General features: G+C 50.6%; 12 protein-coding genes and 3 tRNA genes. 10 read left to right on the top strand and 5 right to left on the bottom strand.

Annotation, left to right across the window (positions count from 1 at the left end; translation table 11 throughout):
- Positions 1-177: 177 nt before the first annotated feature.
- A tRNA-Glu gene (locus tag BUB73_RS09665) sits at positions 178-250 on the bottom strand.
- Between the two features lie 172 nt (positions 251-422).
- Here BUB73_RS09665 and BUB73_RS09660 point away from each other — a divergent pair.
- Together BUB73_RS09660 and BUB73_RS09655 are read left to right on the top strand one after the other, a co-directional pair.
- Positions 423-3,170: an ATP-binding protein gene (locus BUB73_RS09660; RefSeq protein ID WP_073285322.1), complete on the top strand. Its 2,748-nt coding sequence runs from the start codon at positions 423-425 to the stop codon at positions 3,168-3,170.
- Between the two features lie 126 nt (positions 3,171-3,296).
- Positions 3,297-4,667 carry an anaerobic C4-dicarboxylate transporter gene (locus BUB73_RS09655; RefSeq protein ID WP_073285319.1) on the top strand — a complete coding sequence of 457 codons (1,371 nt, stop codon included), beginning with the start codon at positions 3,297-3,299 and terminating at the stop codon, positions 4,665-4,667.
- 145 nt (positions 4,668-4,812) lie between these two features.
- On the opposite strand, the gene BUB73_RS09650 is transcribed toward BUB73_RS09655, so the two are convergent.
- Positions 4,813-4,885: transfer RNA gene (locus BUB73_RS09650), tRNA-Glu, on the bottom strand.
- A gap of 120 nt (positions 4,886-5,005) precedes the next feature.
- Between BUB73_RS09650 and BUB73_RS09645 the strand changes: the two genes are divergently transcribed.
- The 5 genes from BUB73_RS09645 (at position 5,006) to rpmB (ending at position 9,770) form a co-directional block, all read left to right on the top strand.
- Complete coding sequence (locus BUB73_RS09645; protein ID WP_249269460.1) at positions 5,006-6,640, top strand: ATP-binding cassette domain-containing protein; 1,635 nt, start codon at positions 5,006-5,008, stop codon at positions 6,638-6,640.
- Positions 6,637-7,281 (top strand): methyltransferase family protein, encoded by a 645-nt coding sequence (locus tag BUB73_RS09640; protein ID WP_073285314.1) that lies wholly within the window; start codon positions 6,637-6,639, stop codon positions 7,279-7,281. The genes BUB73_RS09645 and BUB73_RS09640 overlap by 4 nt, the downstream gene beginning before the upstream one ends.
- 4 nt (positions 7,282-7,285) lie before the next feature.
- Complete coding sequence (locus BUB73_RS09635; protein WP_073285311.1) at positions 7,286-8,524, top strand: 3-deoxy-D-manno-octulosonic acid transferase; 1,239 nt, start codon at positions 7,286-7,288, stop codon at positions 8,522-8,524.
- Positions 8,525-8,536: 12 nt separating this feature from the next.
- Positions 8,537-9,469, top strand: coding sequence for a 4-hydroxy-3-methylbut-2-enyl diphosphate reductase (gene ispH, locus BUB73_RS09630; protein ID WP_073285308.1), 933 nt, complete (start codon positions 8,537-8,539; stop codon positions 9,467-9,469).
- Between the two features lie 79 nt (positions 9,470-9,548).
- Positions 9,549-9,770: a 50S ribosomal protein L28 gene (gene rpmB, locus BUB73_RS09625; RefSeq protein ID WP_073158872.1), complete on the top strand. Its 222-nt coding sequence runs from the start codon at positions 9,549-9,551 to the stop codon at positions 9,768-9,770.
- A gap of 281 nt (positions 9,771-10,051) precedes the next feature.
- Here rpmB and BUB73_RS09620 read toward each other — a convergent pair whose 3' ends face one another.
- Positions 10,052-10,690: a 3'-5' exonuclease gene (locus BUB73_RS09620; RefSeq protein ID WP_249269459.1), complete on the bottom strand. Its 639-nt coding sequence runs from the start codon at positions 10,688-10,690 to the stop codon at positions 10,052-10,054.
- Positions 10,691-10,724: 34 nt separating this feature from the next.
- Positions 10,725-11,258: a lysophospholipid acyltransferase family protein gene (locus tag BUB73_RS09615; protein WP_073285305.1), complete on the bottom strand. Its 534-nt coding sequence runs from the start codon at positions 11,256-11,258 to the stop codon at positions 10,725-10,727.
- A gap of 83 nt (positions 11,259-11,341) precedes the next feature.
- Here BUB73_RS09615 and BUB73_RS09610 point away from each other — a divergent pair.
- Positions 11,342-11,414, top strand: a tRNA-Cys gene (locus BUB73_RS09610).
- 159 nt (positions 11,415-11,573) lie between these two features.
- On the opposite strand, the gene BUB73_RS09605 is transcribed toward BUB73_RS09610, so the two are convergent.
- Positions 11,574-12,242 carry a hypothetical protein gene (locus tag BUB73_RS09605; protein WP_073285302.1) on the bottom strand — a complete coding sequence of 223 codons (669 nt, stop codon included), beginning with the start codon at positions 12,240-12,242 and terminating at the stop codon, positions 11,574-11,576.
- A gap of 289 nt (positions 12,243-12,531) precedes the next feature.
- Between BUB73_RS09605 and BUB73_RS09600 the strand changes: the two genes are divergently transcribed.
- On the top strand, positions 12,532-13,194 hold the full coding sequence (locus tag BUB73_RS09600; RefSeq protein ID WP_073158880.1) for a DNA alkylation repair protein: 663 nt from the start codon (positions 12,532-12,534) through the stop codon (positions 13,192-13,194).
- Between the two features lie 446 nt (positions 13,195-13,640).
- Positions 13,641-15,614: a 4-alpha-glucanotransferase gene (locus BUB73_RS09595; RefSeq protein WP_073158882.1), complete on the top strand. Its 1,974-nt coding sequence runs from the start codon at positions 13,641-13,643 to the stop codon at positions 15,612-15,614.
- Positions 15,615-15,853: the final 239 nt, after the last annotated feature.

Raw genomic sequence — 15,853 nt, 5'->3', positions numbered from 1 at the left:
AATTACGGTTGAAGAAGATGTCTTTCCTGAATTAGACCGTATGATTGTTGTTGTGGAGCTTGATTTTTGATTACTGGTACGGTTTATTTTTGAAAAAAAATGAATTTCCAACCGTAGTTCCCGTGGAACGGGGGGGGTATACAAAAAACACCACTCAAGTGAGCGGTGTTTTTTGTATACCTCCAAGCGGTTTCGAACCGCTGTTGCGGGAATGAAAATCCCGAGTCCTGGGCCACTAGACGATGGAGGCGTTTAGGTGCGACCAAATATAGGAAAGTATCTGAATTAGTCAAGGGTGTTGCATAAAATTTTTTTTTCGTACAAATTTACCGTTTTGCCTCACATTGTATTATATTTGCGCTTCGTAAGATTTTCGTAGTATTTTGGGCCTTTTGTGAGGCTGATTAAGGCGGATGTGATTGATGTCTAGCTGTGTTGAATTGCTTGAAACTGTTTTGGACGGCTCTGATCGTCTGGTCCTGGTTTGCGATGCAGAATCGTTTTCTGTGGTTTATGCGAATAAGATGGCCCGAGATTATGCAAAACAGGGTGAAACTCCCTATAAGGGGGTGCCTTGTTTCAAGTATATGATGGGCCTGGATAGTCAGTGCCCTTTTTGCCCCCTCCGCAAGTCAGAAAAACGCGATTCCCTAAATGCCGATGTGAATCTTGGTGACCGAGTTTATAATACCAAGGTTGAATACAAGGAGCTGGATGGCCGGAAGGTTTTTGTTGAGTATGTTGCTGACGTAACCTCCATTCGCCGTACCGAAAAACAGTATGTAGATCAGCTTAAATTGCTGAAGGATTCCATTCCCAATACCGATGTGGTTTTTCATTTGGACCTTACCGGCAATGCGGTCCTGGGGGTAGATGGCGAGGACGGTTACATCGAGGGGCTTAAGTCCTGGATGGCTTCGCGTCAGGAATCCACGACAGTAGATTCCATTGTGGAAATACTTTCCTGTAATATCCCCAAGCAGGTTTCCCGTATAGCTTACCTCAAGGATTTTGCTTGTGCTTCCTTGATCCGGCATTATGAAGAGGGCAAGATGTCCTTCGAACGGGAGATGGAATGTTTTAGGGACGATGAAATTATTCCGTACCGTGCTTGCGTCCGCTATATGATGAACCCCATCAACGGTCATCTGGAAGCGGTTATCTATGGAGTCGATCTTTCTCAAGAGAAACTGGCTCAGGAACGTCAGCTGAACTTCGTTACTGCCTTAAGCCAGGATTTCCGTTATGTGTACCTTTGGAATCCTGACAAAGATGAGATCTCCATTGTCAAGCAGGACGGCTTCATGGTCCGTAGCGACCTTGGGGCTGAAAACAAGTTCCCGTATGATGCCATGTGGGCTCACTACATTGAAGACCGCGTCTTCTCGGAAGATCGCGAAATGATGTACAAGGCCATGGAAAAGGAGAAGGTCCTTGCCTATCTCAAGGATCATGAAAACTATGTGGGCACCTACCGCGTGGTTGAAAATGGAGATATTCATTACTTCCAGTACAAGTACGTAAAAATCGAGGGATCCTCCGAGATTATTGCGGGTTTCCAGAACGTGGACAAATTGTTGGATACCGAAATTTTCCGTAATTCCATTATCAGTACCTTGGCCAAGGTTTACTTCTGTGCCTATGATATTGACCTTTCTACGGGGCATTTCCGCGAACTGGGCGATTCTACCCGAGATTATATTTCCAACGTCATCGGTCAGATGGGTGAGTCCATGGAAAAGTTCAGGGCCATTTGCCAGACGACAGTGGCGCCGGAACAGGTCCAGGAATTTCTCGACTTTACGAACATTCATACCTTGGCTGGCCGCCTAGCTAACCGCGATTCCATTGGTATCCATTTTAAGGGCTTGAATGCGGGTTGGTGTGAAGGTCTATTTGTTGTCATCAGCCGAGACAAGAATGGTCGGTGCTCCCATGTTCTGTGGGTTGTTCGTTCCATTAACGAAGAAGTGGCTAGGGAAGAAGCTTACAAGGTTCAGCTGAAGGACGCCCTCCGAAAAGCGGAGCGGGGAAGTGAGGTCAAGTCCAAGTTCCTGGCCAGGATGTCTCATGATATCCGCACGCCTTTGAATGGAATTATCGGTCTGCTTGAAGTTGCTGACCGTAAGGAACAAAGTCCGGAAGAGCGGGCGGAAGGCCGCAGGAAGGCGAAGAACGCCGCCAATCATTTGCTGTCGTTGTTGAACGATGTGCTGGATATGTGCGAGTTCGATGACGCCGAAACTCAACTGTTGGAAGAGCCTTTTGATCTTCAGCAGGTTCTTGGTGAAGTTCGTTCTATTGCCAATCTCCGTGCTGATGAAAATGATGTTGTCGTTAGATATGATGGTGTGTTGAGTGTAAAATGTCCCCATTTGCTGGGGAGCCCGCTCCATGTCCGTCAGGTATTCCTGAACATTTTGACCAATGCCATTAAGTTTAACAAGAAGGGCGGTTCCGTAGACTGTTATTCCGAAATCGTGAATGAGACGTCGGATGTTTTGACCTACTGTTTCCACGTGGTGGATTCGGGTATCGGTATGAGTAAGGAATTCCTTGAACGGATGTTTGAACCCTTTACCCAGGAACGTAATGATGCCCGAAGCACTTATCGGGGCTCCGGTATGGGCATGGCGATTGTAAAGGCTCTTGTGGAAAAGATGAATGGCCGGGTTACGGTCCGTAGTACAGAGGGCGTTGGAACTCACGTTGCTGTGACGATTCCCTTCAAGATTGATCAGAGTTCTCGTGTTTGCCTCACTGAAGGTGCGGAAAGCGAATCCTTGGATGGTATGAAGGTCTTGCTGGTGGAAGACAACGACTTGAATCTGGAAATTGCCCGCCGAATCCTGGAAGACATGGGCGTGGTGGTGACTAGCGCTAGAGATGGCGAAGAAGCGGTGCGGGTCTTTGAAAGCGCTGGCCAGAACGAACTGGACTTGATTCTGATGGACTTGATGATGCCTGTGCTGGATGGTTTTGGGGCTGCCAGGAAAATCCGTCTTTCTGCTAAGAAGGAAGGTGCTGAAATTCCCATTGTGGCCTTGTCTGCCAATGCATTTGCAGAAGATGTGAAAAAGTCCAGGGACGCCGGCATGAACGGTCACTTGGCCAAACCCATCGATATTCCCTTGCTAAAGAAAACGCTGAATATGTACAAAAAGGCTTGATTTTCTTTTTGATAATTTATTTGGCGCTCCCCGTTCTTTTTTCAAAACTTTAGAGTAATTTCAATAGAAAAATGTTATCGTACTGATAACTTTTTTTCTGGTTGCTTTTGAAAAAGCGGAGGGATTATGGCTGTAATGATTATTCAGCTCTTGATTGTGCTGGCTGCTCTTTACGTGGGTTCACGTTATGGTAGCCTTGCCTTGGGTGCAATTTCTGGTATTGGCCTTGCCATCTTGGTGCTGGGCTTTGGTATGCAGCCGGGTAAGCCGCCTACCGATGTTATCTACATCATTATCGCGGCTGTGACCTGCGCCGGTATTATGCAGGCTGCGGGCGGTATGGATTGGTTAATCCAGTTAGCGGAAAGACTTCTGCGTAAACACCCTAACCAGATTATCTTCCTGGCTCCGCTTTGCACTTTCTTCCTCACGGTTCTCGTGGGTACCGGCCATGTGGTTTACACCCTCATGCCCATTATCTGCGATATTTCCCTGAAGAAGGGTATCCGTCCGGAACGTCCCTGCGCTGTTGCTTCTGTGGCATCCCAGGTGGGTATTACTTGCTCTCCCATTGCGGCCGCCGTGGCTTCTTTCGTGGTGATTTCCAACGCCAACGGTTTTGAAATCAACAACTTGCAGGTGATTGCGGTAACCATTCCTGCTTGCCTTTGCGGTTTGATGGCTGCTGCTGCCGTAAGCTACAAGCGCGGTCTCGATCTGGACAAGGATCCGGTTTTCCAGGCTAAGCTGAAAGACCCTCAGCAGCGTGAATACATGTACGGCAATACCGCTTCTGTGCTGGACAAGGCTGTTTCCAAGGAAGCAAAACGTTCCGTGTTTATCTTCCTGGCTGCTTTGGCTGTGATTGTGATGTTCTCTGTGTTCCAGATTGCGGGCCATGACATTCGTCCCGCTTTCCCCACCGGCAAGGTTGTGGATGGTGTGGCTCAGGTGAAGCCCATGGGCATGAACTTGATCATTCAGATTGTGATGATTTCTGCAGCCGCCTTCATGATTATCTTCTGTAAGGCTGAACCCAAGAAGGCTGTGGCTGGTGCCGTTTGGCAGTCTGGCATGGTGGCTGTGGTGGCTATCTACGGTATCGCCTGGCTGGCTGATACTTACTTCGCCAACTACATGGACGTGATGCAGGGCGGCCTGAAGGATATTGTTCAGCATTATCCCTGGGCGATAGCCCTGGCCTTCTTTGCGGTGTCTGTGCTGATCAACTCTCAGGGTGCTGTGGTGGTGGCCATGCTTCCGCTGGCGTACAGTCTGGGTATCGAAGGTGCGGTGCTCTTGGGCGTGCTCCCCAGCGTATACGGCTACTTCTTCATTCCCAACTATCCTTCCGACATTGCCACCGTGAACTTCGACCGTTCCGGCACTACGGTAATCGGTAAGTACCTGTTGAACCACAGCTTTATGCTGCCGGGCATGACCAGCGTTATCGTTTCCACTATTGTGGGTTCTTTGATTGTGAAGGTGTTCTTCTAATTATGGGAGGTGTCGCGCGAATTTTTCGCGGGAAAGATCTTCGTGTACTCTGGGCTCGCCGTAAGGCGGGCCCTTTTTTGCGGTTATAAAACTAAGGGCGGTTGTAAAATAAGAAAAGCCCAGCCTTTCGGTTGAGCTTCTCTTATACCTCCAAGCGGTTTCGAACCGCTGTTGCGGGAATGAAAATCCCGAGTCCTGGGCCACTAGACGATGGAGGCGTTTAGGTAGGCCAAATATAGGTTAGATTTTTAATCTTGTAAAGGGTGTAAGGCAAAAAAAGTTAATTTTTCTCTGTGTTTTTGAAAAATTGGTTAAAAAAGTCTCTTTTTAGGGGTATTTTGAAGTTTTTGCCGGTGGCCTTGCTTGCCAGCGGTGCCGACGCTGCCGTCCTCTGGGGGATCCGTGCCTTTATGGATATCCTCTCGGGGGAGGGCCCCATGCCCCTTTATGGATGGGTGGGCCTGATGTTGGGTCTGACTTTTTTACGCCTGATATTCCTGACCTTGAAAATCCGAGTTTCCGAGAGCTGGGTTTTTGCGGCGGGCGCTCGTATCATGGGCTGGTTCCTTCACCGTTTGCGCTTGCTCCATCCGCGGAATTTCCATACCTCTGCCGGAAACCTCTTGGTGGAATCCGCTTATGAGTCGACGCTGGTTCTTCAGAATAATGGGGCGGTTCTTTTTCAGGGGGCTCAGGCGGTGTTGCAGCTGGCGGTGTTCTTGCCGGTGTTGCTGTACATTTCCTGGCCGCTGACCTTGTTCCTTTTCGCGGTGGTGGTTCCGGTGGTGGGCGCCCTTCAGCGGAAACTTCATAAGCTTGGGCCTGTGGAGGAAAATCTGCTTCGCGACCGTTCGCGGTTCCGGGGCGACCTGACTCTTGCCCGCCGCCTCTTTTTGCAGTGGAGTTCCCGCCGGGAGCGTACGCTTTTGTCTGACGAACTTTTGCAGCAGAACCGCCATTTGCGAAATGACGGACTGGCTGCGGGCCTGCGGAAAAATGGACTTTCGCTGGTGGCGGAATCGGTGTCGGTGGTGGCCATGGTCCTGGTCCTGGGTTTTTGCGCGGTGCTGATTCGCTGCGGGTGGATGAATGGCTCCGGTTTGGTGCTGTTCTGCTCGGCGGTCTTGCTCAGTTACAAGCCTGTAAAGGAATGCGCCCGGGTGCTGCCCCAATTCCGGTCTGCGGTAAGCGCCTTGAAAATCCTGGAAGAATTTGAAAAGGCCGAAATCAGGAGTTCTGATTTTGGTGGACGTGGGGCGGGTTCCGCAAATGGTTATAGCCCTGACGGGCTGTTCGTGAAGAATGGTTCGTTTAAGTACGCTGGTTCGGAACGTCCGGTTTTTGCGGGCTTGAATCTGGAATGGTCCCGTTCGAAGCCGGTTCTTGTCCGTGGAAAAAATGGGATAGGGAAGTCGACGCTCTTGCGGTTGCTTGCGGGCCTGGAAAGCTGGGATGCTGAAGGTGCCGCAGACGGGATTTGTTCGTCGTTGCCGGTTGCCGCAAATGCCGTATTTTTTGTGGCTCAGGATTTGGAGTTGCCTCCCCGACGCTTGCTCCGCGGAATTTTGGAAAGTTTGAAGCAGGGGGCCGCGGGCTCTGTTGGGGGCGCCGCTGCGGAAGGTTCGTCTGCAACCGCTGCGGGTTGTGGGTTTAGCGTTGCGGGCTGCCGCGAACTTTTCGCTTTCGCGGAAAATTTCGGGATCCTTCCGCTGGTAGAAAAGCAGGGGCTTTCAGGCGGCGAGCGTTCCCGCGTGGCCTTGCTGTGGGCTCTCGTTTCGGACTGCGATACGGTCCTTCTGGATGAACCTTTTGCGTCCATCGCCTTGGCGGATCGGGAGCCGTTGTTGGCTGCGTTCCTGCAGGCGGCTGCCGCTCTTGACAAGTGGGTGGTGATCGTAAGTCACGACGTACTTTCTCCCGAAATGGAAGGCCGCTTCAGTATCGTGAACTTTGATGGCGCGGGGGAACGATGAAAATTCTTTATGCCTATCGCGGCTGGATTCTTGGGGCCATGGCGGGAACCATGCTGGCCTTGCCGGGAATGCCCATATCGGACGATTGGTTTGATATGTTGCCGCTGCCAACCCTTTGCTTGATTGCCTTCGTGCTCTTGCGTGTGCAGGCCCGCCGCATCATCGGGGAACATACCCGCGGATTTTCTCACGATGCGGACCGACTTGTAACGGAAGGCGTGTACTCCCGCATTCGCCACCCGCTGTACTTGTCTAACGCCGGGGTCGGTTACGCTTTCGTGGTGTTGCATTTTGGATTCGCCCTGGTGGCCTTGGCTTTTGTGGTGGCACTTTTTGCTTTTGAATATTTGTTATCGCGGATGGAAGACCGCTACCTGGAAAATCGGTTCGGCGAAGAATGGCGAACCTGGGCCGCAGAGACGCCTGCCTTTTTCCCGCGGTTAAGTGGTTCGGGTGTGGGACCTTCAGTTGGCGGACAGCCTGCGACTGCTCGCGAAGGTTCCGCAACGGGTTCGGCTGAACGTTCCGCGAAGTCCCCTGCCCGTCGTTCTTTTGCGGCGGCCTTTAAGGCGGATACGTCTACGTGGCTCTGGCTGCTGGTGATGATTGCGGTCGTTGTTGGACGCAAGTTCCTGGGGTAGTCGGATGAAGTTTTCCTTGACGGCCCGAATTGCTTTGTGGTTTGCCCGAGTTTGTCTGCGCCTGGTTGCCCGCGGGGGCACCTGTGTTCCTGCGTTAGACCGCAAGTACAAATTGCGGGAGCGGTTGGACGGCCCCTGGTGCGAAAGTCCGAAGAACCTGGCTTCGCCAACGAGCGGCTCGCAGTACGAACGTCCGAAAATTTCAAAACGTCTTTGGCTTCACGGAGCGAGTCTCGGAGAGTGCAAGATGTTGCTTTCGGTGGCTCGGGCCCTGAAGGCGGACTGGCCTTCCTGTGACGGTGAATGCCCTGAGATTTTGCTGACGACTCAAAAGGCGGAGGCACTAGAAACTTTGCGGAATAAGGCTGCAGGTGTTTGTCGTGTCGCCATGTCGCCTGCAGATTTGCCCGATACCCTGGAGCGATTCTTGAAGGAAGTGAATCCAGCGGCTCTTGTGCTTGGCGAAAACGAACTGTGGCCTGGCTATGTGGAGGCGATGAACCGCCATTGCAAAAAGCCGGCGGTGGCTCTTGTTTCTGGGCGGGTCCGTAAGCTGGCGCCCGGTGTGAGCCTCGATGACCTTGGCTTTGTGACTCTGCAATCTGACGGTGGAAACTGGAAATTGCTGGACTGGACCCGCGACGTAACCGCCCCGAAATCGTCTGCTGGTGAATTTGCGGCTCCAAAAGACAATCCCTTAATTGACGTCGCCTTGGTTTCTTTTCATAAGGAAGAACTTGCCGCTTTCGGTGCGCTGGTTTCTGCTGCGGCGTCTGCAGGTAAGTCTGTTGTTCTCGCTCCCCGACGTCTCGAAGAAGCGGAACTTTTCCGCGAATTCCTCCTTTCCCAAAAAAAGATAGCGCTTGATTGGCCTGCGGTCCAGAAAGGTTCCGTCACCATCGTGAACCGATTCGGCCTAGTTCCTGAAATCCTCCGGTCATGTGGGGTGGCCGTGGTGGGCGGCTCGTTCGTGGCGAATCCTGGTATTCATGATTTTTGGGAACCGCTGAGAGAGGGTGTCAAAACTTTTGTAGGTCCGTTTTCAAAAGGCGCGGAAGAGGCTGTTTCTGATTTAGTGTCCCGTGGCGTGGTGGCTCGGATTTCTTGTGCGGGGGATGTGGGCTCGGATTGGTGGAATGTGGCTCTTGACCCCGCAGTTGCTCAGGCCTGTCTTCAAGAGGAACGGGAAAAAATTCTAAATTCTTATGAACGGTTGCTGAAGTTCCTTTTGGCGACCGTATAAGGAACCTGCATCATGAAAAAAGTGATTCTCGCAACTCCCAGAGGCTTCTGCGCCGGCGTTGACCGCGCCATCCATGTGGTGGAAAAGGCTATTGAAAAATTTGGTACGCCTATCTATGTGCGTCACGAAATCGTGCACAACAAGTTCGTGGTGGATACCCTCAAGTCCAAGGGTGTTGTTTTTGTAGATGAGCTGGATGAAGTGCCGGCAGGTTCCGTGGTGATCTTTTCTGCCCATGGTGTTGCCGAAGAAATTTACGCCGATGCCGAAAAGCGTGAACTTCAGGTGCTGGATGCCACGTGCCCTCTGGTTCTCAAGGTCCACCTGAGTGCCAAGCGTCATTTCTCTGCAGGCCGTCATATTATCATGATCGGTCATGCGGGTCATGCCGAAGTGATCGGTACTTTGGGGCAGCTGCCGGAAGGTGCCATTACGCTGGTCCGTAACGAGGCTGACGTGGCGACGGTGGATGTTCCCGAAAATAAGGAATTGGCCTACATTACCCAGACGACCCTGTCTGTTGCCGAAACCCGCGAAATTATCAAGGCCCTCAAGACCCGTTTCCCGGAAATTATCGGCCCGGACGCTGGTGACCTCTGCTATGCGACCGGCAATCGTCAGGCCGCTGTGCTTGACCTGTGCCAGAAAGTAGATATGCTTTTGGTGGTTGGCGCCAAGAATTCCTCCAATTCTAGCCGTCTGATGGAACTGGGTTTGGAACAGGGAATCAAGAGCCATCTGATTGCCTCTGTAAACGACCTGGAGCTGGAATGGTTCGATGGCGTTGAATCCGTGGGTATTTCCAGCGGTGCCAGCGCTCCCGAAGTGCTGGTTCAGGAAGTGGTGGACTGGATTAAGGAAAAATTTAGTGGCGTCGAAATCGAGAATTTCGTGAAATTGGTGGAATCTACCAAATTCAACTTGCCTAAGGCGCTACAAGATTAACGAAGATGATAAAATTAACCTTGACGGAATCCCAATTATTTTCTACAATTGGCTTCTGTTATAAACAACGGAGTTTTTTATGAGCCGCATTTGTGAAGTTACCGGCAAAGCCGGTCTCGTGGGCAACATGGTTTCCCACTCTAACCGCAAGAAGTTGATGAAGCAGCTGCCGAACCTTCAGACCAAGCGTTTCTACATTGCTGAAGAAGACCGCTGGGTTTCTCTCCGCGTTTCCAACGCTGGTCTCCGCACTATCAATAAGCGCGGTATCCTGGCTGTTGCTCGCGAACTCGGCATCTAATTCTATTTCTTGTAGAGTTTAGACTTTTAAGTCCGCCTAATGGATGAATAATCTGTTAGGTGGTCTTTTCTGTATTTAGACGATTGTTAACAATCTGTTGATAGAATTGAATGTCGGACCTGGTGCCGGCGTTCATCCCTTATAGATCAAGGGCTCCGCAGGGTTGTTGTTTTCGAGCCTGCTTGTGGATATTGTGAAAAAGAAGCTGGATAGTTCGACTATCCAGCTTCTTTTTTAAAGTCAGCCTAGTTGCCCGTAAGGCGGACTGCTTTGCTAGTTCCCTACTTGTTCAGGAACTGGGGTACGCCCTTGTACTTTTCGATGTTCTTCAGGATGGTGGCCATTTCCCAGTCCTTTTCCTTGAAACGGCGGCGGAGCAGGGCCACGAAGACTTCCATGAGCATCAGGCAGTCGTAAACGGCGCGGTGCATCTTGTCGGATTCGATCTTCATGTTGATTTCGTCGCGGCGCTGGAAACCGGCGGCCAGAATGCCCAACTTGTGGGAGGGGCTTTCGGGGAGGATTGCCTTGGAGATGGCCAAGCTATCGACGATGGGGTTGCCCGGAATAATCTGGGGGTTCTTCTGGTAAGCCACGCGGAGGAAACTGGCGTCGAAGTTTGCGTTATGGGCGATAAGGATGGAAGACTGTCCGCAGAAGGCGGTGAACTTCTTGATGGCTTCGCCAACGGCCGGGGCGTCCTGGACGTCCTTGTCGTAAATGTGGTTCACGTTGGAGGCTTCGGCGGGAATCAGCATATTGGGCTTGACGAAAGTCTCGAATTCCTTTTCCAGCTTGGGGACGACGCGTCCCTTTTCTACCGTGACCGTGAACTTTACGGCACCGATTTCGATAATTTCATCTTTCTGGTTGTTAAGGCCAGTTGTTTCCAAGTCAAACGCAACAAATTTAGGCGGCATTAAAATCACTTTTTTACCTATTTTCCTTTAAAAATTACTTGGTCGGATTTTTTTCGGTACAAAGATACTTAATTTCGATGTCAATTGATGACAACGGCAGCGGGAGGATGAAATTATCCCATGTTTTTAACATAAAATGAGCCCCGTAATGGGGTTGAATATGCCAAAGAGGGGTGCCGCTAACCTTAGAGAGCCAGATGGAGCCGGACTTGACCTTGTGGGCGGGGCCTTTGGGGCCGTCCAATGCCATGCCGGTGAAGCCGCCCTGTTTCATGGAATCCAATAGGTGCCGCACGTTGGTGGCGCCTCGGGTGTCGGAGCCTCGGGTGACTTTGTAGCCGAGACGTCGTGCGGTTTCGGCGAAGAAAGCCCCGTCGTCGGATTGGGAGACCAAGACGTGAACGCCCCGATCCTTGAAAGCGGCGGTGCTGGCGAGCAAATCCTGGTGCCAGAGTCCCAGAACGCCAGGGCCGAAATCTGCTGGGGTTCGCAGACGGATGCGGAGGCTGCGGATCCACAGGGCGGCTAGCCATGACGCGGCGCGGACTTTCAGGGTGGCTTTGTTCATGGCGCAAAAAATAAAAAAATCAAAAAAATTAGAGAATACCCCTTGAAAGGTTTTGTTTTTTTATCTATATTGCGGTTCACTTTGGCGACGTACCCAAGTTGGTAAGGGGCGAGTCTGCAAAACTCTTATTCATCAGTTCGAGTCTGATCGTTGCCTCTAAAAGTAAAGAAAGATCTCTCGGAAGAGAGGTCTTTTTTTTATATAAAAACTATTGATATAAAAATATAGGGATGGACGTCAGGTGTGGAACCGCAGACTTTAAAAAGGAATGCATAAAAAAGACCGCGGCTCGTATGAGTGGCGGTCTTTGATTGTCTAGGCCTCAGGCAGGGGATTTTTGCGGGGTCGCCCTCTGGGGCGTTTGACCGGTTGACCCTCCGGTTGGGCGGCGGGTCCGTCTGTCTGAATTGCAGAAGCGGTTGTGCGCTTGGCGAAAAGGGCCTCGCGGATTTTCTTTGCCCGTTCTTCGGCTTTCTGGAGTGCCAGTTCAGCTGCGGAGACGATGACGGCCTTGGGCTTTTCTCCGACCTTTGCTCCGAAGGATGCCTTCAGCACGCGGCCGGAACTGGGAGTCTGGCCCAAGAAGGTTTTGGTCGTGGCGGATTTTTCGTTCCCGGAGGGGAAAGTTTTCTTGGCCGTCATAAGAAAGTTCGTTGTGCCGGGGTGTCGCTGTTCCGGTTCGATCTTTGTACAGCTGGGGCTTTTTTCGGTAAATGCGTTGCAGAAAATTTCGCTTTTTTGCGGAGGGAGCGTTTCGACCGAACTTCTAAAAAGGGCTGCTGCCTCTTCGTGGGATTTTCTCTCCTTGGCGGCGATTCGTTCTCGCTTGCCGGGGCGACGTTCCCCTTTTTTGCGTTTTCCGGAAACTTCGCGCAGTTCCTTTTCGGAACGCTTGATTATTTCTTCGTCGGAGAGTCCCCTGAGTTCCGGCGGAACTTCGATGATGGGGAGCATTTCTTCCTTGACGTCTGCTATTTCACTCATATACTTCTTAATGTTTTAATTTTACAATATGATGTTCTTTTTTTGGGCTGTCCAACCAAATCTAGTGTTGAAATGTTTTTTTTTGCCCCTGCGAACTTTATCTGTATTTTTGTAGGTGTTTTATGTACGTTTGCGGGTTCAAAAATAGGTCTTTGGAAACTTTTTGATTTGTCAAGAGTATTTTTAAACTTTTTTGATGTAAAAATTCTGTTAAAATTTAAAAAAAAATGAAAAAAGTGTTTGTCAAGGTCTAGAAATTTATTTTTTTTGGGACTATTTTTGGCCTACAATGCTTCGTTTTACACAAGATATCTTACTTGCTCTCCGCGCTATCTCTAATGAAGAAGAAGCGCATGAAATGTCTAAGAAGGCTCGCGAACAGTTCGACTTCCTCGGAATTCGTCTGGTTCCCCGCCGTGAAGTGACTTATCCCCTTTTTGACAAGAATCCGCCGAAGGATGGCGATGAACTTGTTGCTAGAGTCGAAGACATGTGGACGCAGCCTTATCGTGAAATTCAGTACGCCGCTTGCGACTACCTGTTCCGTCATCGCGGACTTCTGGGTGGCCAGCATTTGTCGTTCCTGAAGAAGCTGATCAAGACTCGTGCCTGGCGTGATACCGTGGACACCTTGGCCGCATGCGTGCTGGGTGACCTGGCTCTCCGTCTGCCGGCTCTCCGTACCAAAATCGCTTCCTGGATCCGTGATCCCAATGTGTGGGTTCGCCGTAGTGCAATCATTTTCCAGATTCAGTACAAAGACCGCACTGATTGGCCTTTGCTCCGTAAGTTCTGCCTGACCTGCGCTAAGGACGACGACTATTATATCCGTAATGGAATCGGTCGCGCATTGTCTGAATATGCCCGCATCAATCCTCAGGAAGTTCGTCGCTTTGTTCAGGACAATACTTTTGCTGAACAGACCACCCAGGAAATCTTGAGAATGATCTAATCCCTAATCGGGTTAGCAAAAACAAAAAGTTAGTTTGTTTAAATTAAAAGTCCTCGTTTCGCAGACGAGGGCTTCTTTTATTTTTTCTCGTATTCCTTTTCTAGAAATAGGCGCTGTTCCTTGTTGGCGGGTTGGGCGCTGCCTCTGCCCTGTGCGGATTCGCTAAAGGGGAAAACGAAACGTCCTCGCAAGACGCAACCCGGTGCCCCGGGATCGCATTCCTTGTTCCGCTTGACGCAAAATGTTCCTCTAAGATTTCGGCATTCATAACTCATACTGTAAATATAGTTATGAGATATGAGTTGTGAGATATGAATTATGAGTTGTAAAGTATGGAGGTGTCGTCGCGATTATTTAGCTCAAAGGGCAGTCCTCATGCCTCGAACCTCATACCTAATTATCCTTTTACCTTTAAACTTCTGCCTTTTGTTTTTAAATTTTAACTCATGAGATATGGTGACCTTTCTTATTTCCAGAGCGGCGTGGCCGTTCCCCTCTTCAGCCTTTATAGCAAGCAGAGCATCGGTATCGGCGAATACCTGGATCTGATTCCCTTTGCTCGCTGGGCTCAGGTCTGTGACTTCAACATTATTCAGCTTCTGCCGGTGAACGATACTGGTGCTGAATCCAGCCCCTATAGCGCCCGCAGTGCCTTTGCCCTGAACCCGGTGTTCATCAATGTGCAGGCCGTGGACGGATCCTCTGAATACGAAGAGGAAATTCATGAGGCCAAGGCCAAGTTCGATGCTGAAGGTAAGATTGACTACTACAAGATTTCTACCTGGAAGCGTTCCATCCTCAGAAAGATTTTTGACAATCGTTACGATTACCTGAAGAAGGACAAGGTTCTGACTCGCTGGATTGATTCCAACAGCTGGGCTAAGCCTTACTGCGTGTATGCTACCCTGAAGGCCCAGAATGGCGAATCCAGCTGGAAGGATTGGGCGGAATATCGCAATCCTACCGATAAGGATATTGAAAAGCTTTGGAAGAAGTTCATTAAGGACTGCCTGTTCCAGGCCTGGATGCAGTGTGTCGCCGAAATGCAGTTTAACGCTGCCGTTACCGAAGTTTCCAATATGGGTCTTCGCCTGAAGGGCGACATTCCTATCTTGATTAACGAAGACAGTGCAGACGTCTGGTCTGAACGCCGTTTCTTCTCACTGGATGATCGTGCCGGTGCTCCTCCTGACATGTTCAGCTACAGTGGCCAGAACTGGGGATTCCCCACTTACCGTTGGGACGTAATCGAACAGGATAACTTTGACTGGTGGCGTCGTCGTCTGGCCCAGGCTAGCAAGTTCTATCATGCCTACCGCATCGACCACGTTCTGGGCTTCTTCCGTATTTGGTCTATTCCCCAGTGCGAAGTGACTGGCATCATGGGTCGTTTCAACCCCTGTATCCCGCTGACCTTGAACGAACTTCAGAGTGCCGGTTTCTGCCAGGCTACGCTGGAATACCTGCGCCGTCCTAACTACTCCATTGACCAGCTTCGCGGTTTCCTGGGCGATGATACGGATCGCCTTGCTCCGGTCTGCTTCCAGCCGTTGGAAGGGGAATTCGACCGTCTGGTGCTGAAGCCGGAATTCTCTTCCGAAAAGGCAATCCTTTCTATGGGTGAACCTCAGGAAGTGAAGGACAAACTGTTGAAGGTTTACTGGAATAGAGTATTCATTCCCTCTGGCGACGAGAATACCTTCTACCCCTACTGGTACTGGTACAATCAGCCGGTTTTGTTTACCTTGCCCGAAAACGAACAGCAGAAGCTTCGCGAAATTCTTAAGCGCAACGAAGATTCCCAGAACGGCTTGTGGGAACAGAATGCTACCAAGCTGCTCTCTGTGCTTGCCAAGGAAACCGACATGCTGGTCTGCGCCGAAGACCTTGGTGCAGTCCCGTCTTGCGTGCCGACGGTTTTGAACAAGTTAAATATCCTTTCTCTGCGTATCGAACGCTGGGCCCGTAATTGGAATGTGCCTTATTCTCCCTACTACGATATGGATGAATATCCCCGCCTTTCCGTTTGCACCACCAGCTGCCACGATACCTCCAGCCTTCGCGGCCTGTGGAAGGAGCCGGATTTCGACCGCGGTCTTTACTGGTCTCATGCTCATTTGCCGGGCAGCGCGCCCCAGGAAATTACTCCTACGGTCGCACGTACCATTCTGACCCATGTGTTCAGCTCCAATAGCTTGTTCTGCATTCTCCCTGCTCAGGATTACTTCGCCCTTTCTGCAAGCCTTTCTCAGGTGGATCCTGAAAAGGAACGCGTCAATGTGCCGGGTACCGTGGGTGGTGCAAACTGGTGCTATCGTCTGCCTTGCTCTGTAGACGAATTGTTGGATTACGCATCCCTCAGTTCCGACATCCGCAAGCTGGTAGATGTACGTAAGCGCAGACCCTTGTGGAAGTTCTAATGAGACGCAAGGGGCTCTGCTACGTCCACAGAGTGGATAATTCTCACTAAGGACTAAAGTCCTAAGTGTTCATTAACCTTGGAACTCCACCGAAAAGTCTGAAAAATGGTTCTCAAAGCTGTGCTTTGGGGCCGTTTTTTTATTAGATATAATGAGGTATGAGGTATCAGGTATGAGGTCGGAGCCTGCGGCTCCTTTGAGGTTGATAATCGTGCCGGAGACGCCTAATTTATCAACTC

The organism is Fibrobacter sp. UWH6 (genome assembly GCF_900142465.1).
GTDB lineage: Bacteria > Fibrobacterota > Fibrobacteria > Fibrobacterales > Fibrobacteraceae > Fibrobacter.
Note: the sequence above shows the minus strand (reverse complement) of the source record. Positions and strands in the feature narration are given on the sequence as shown.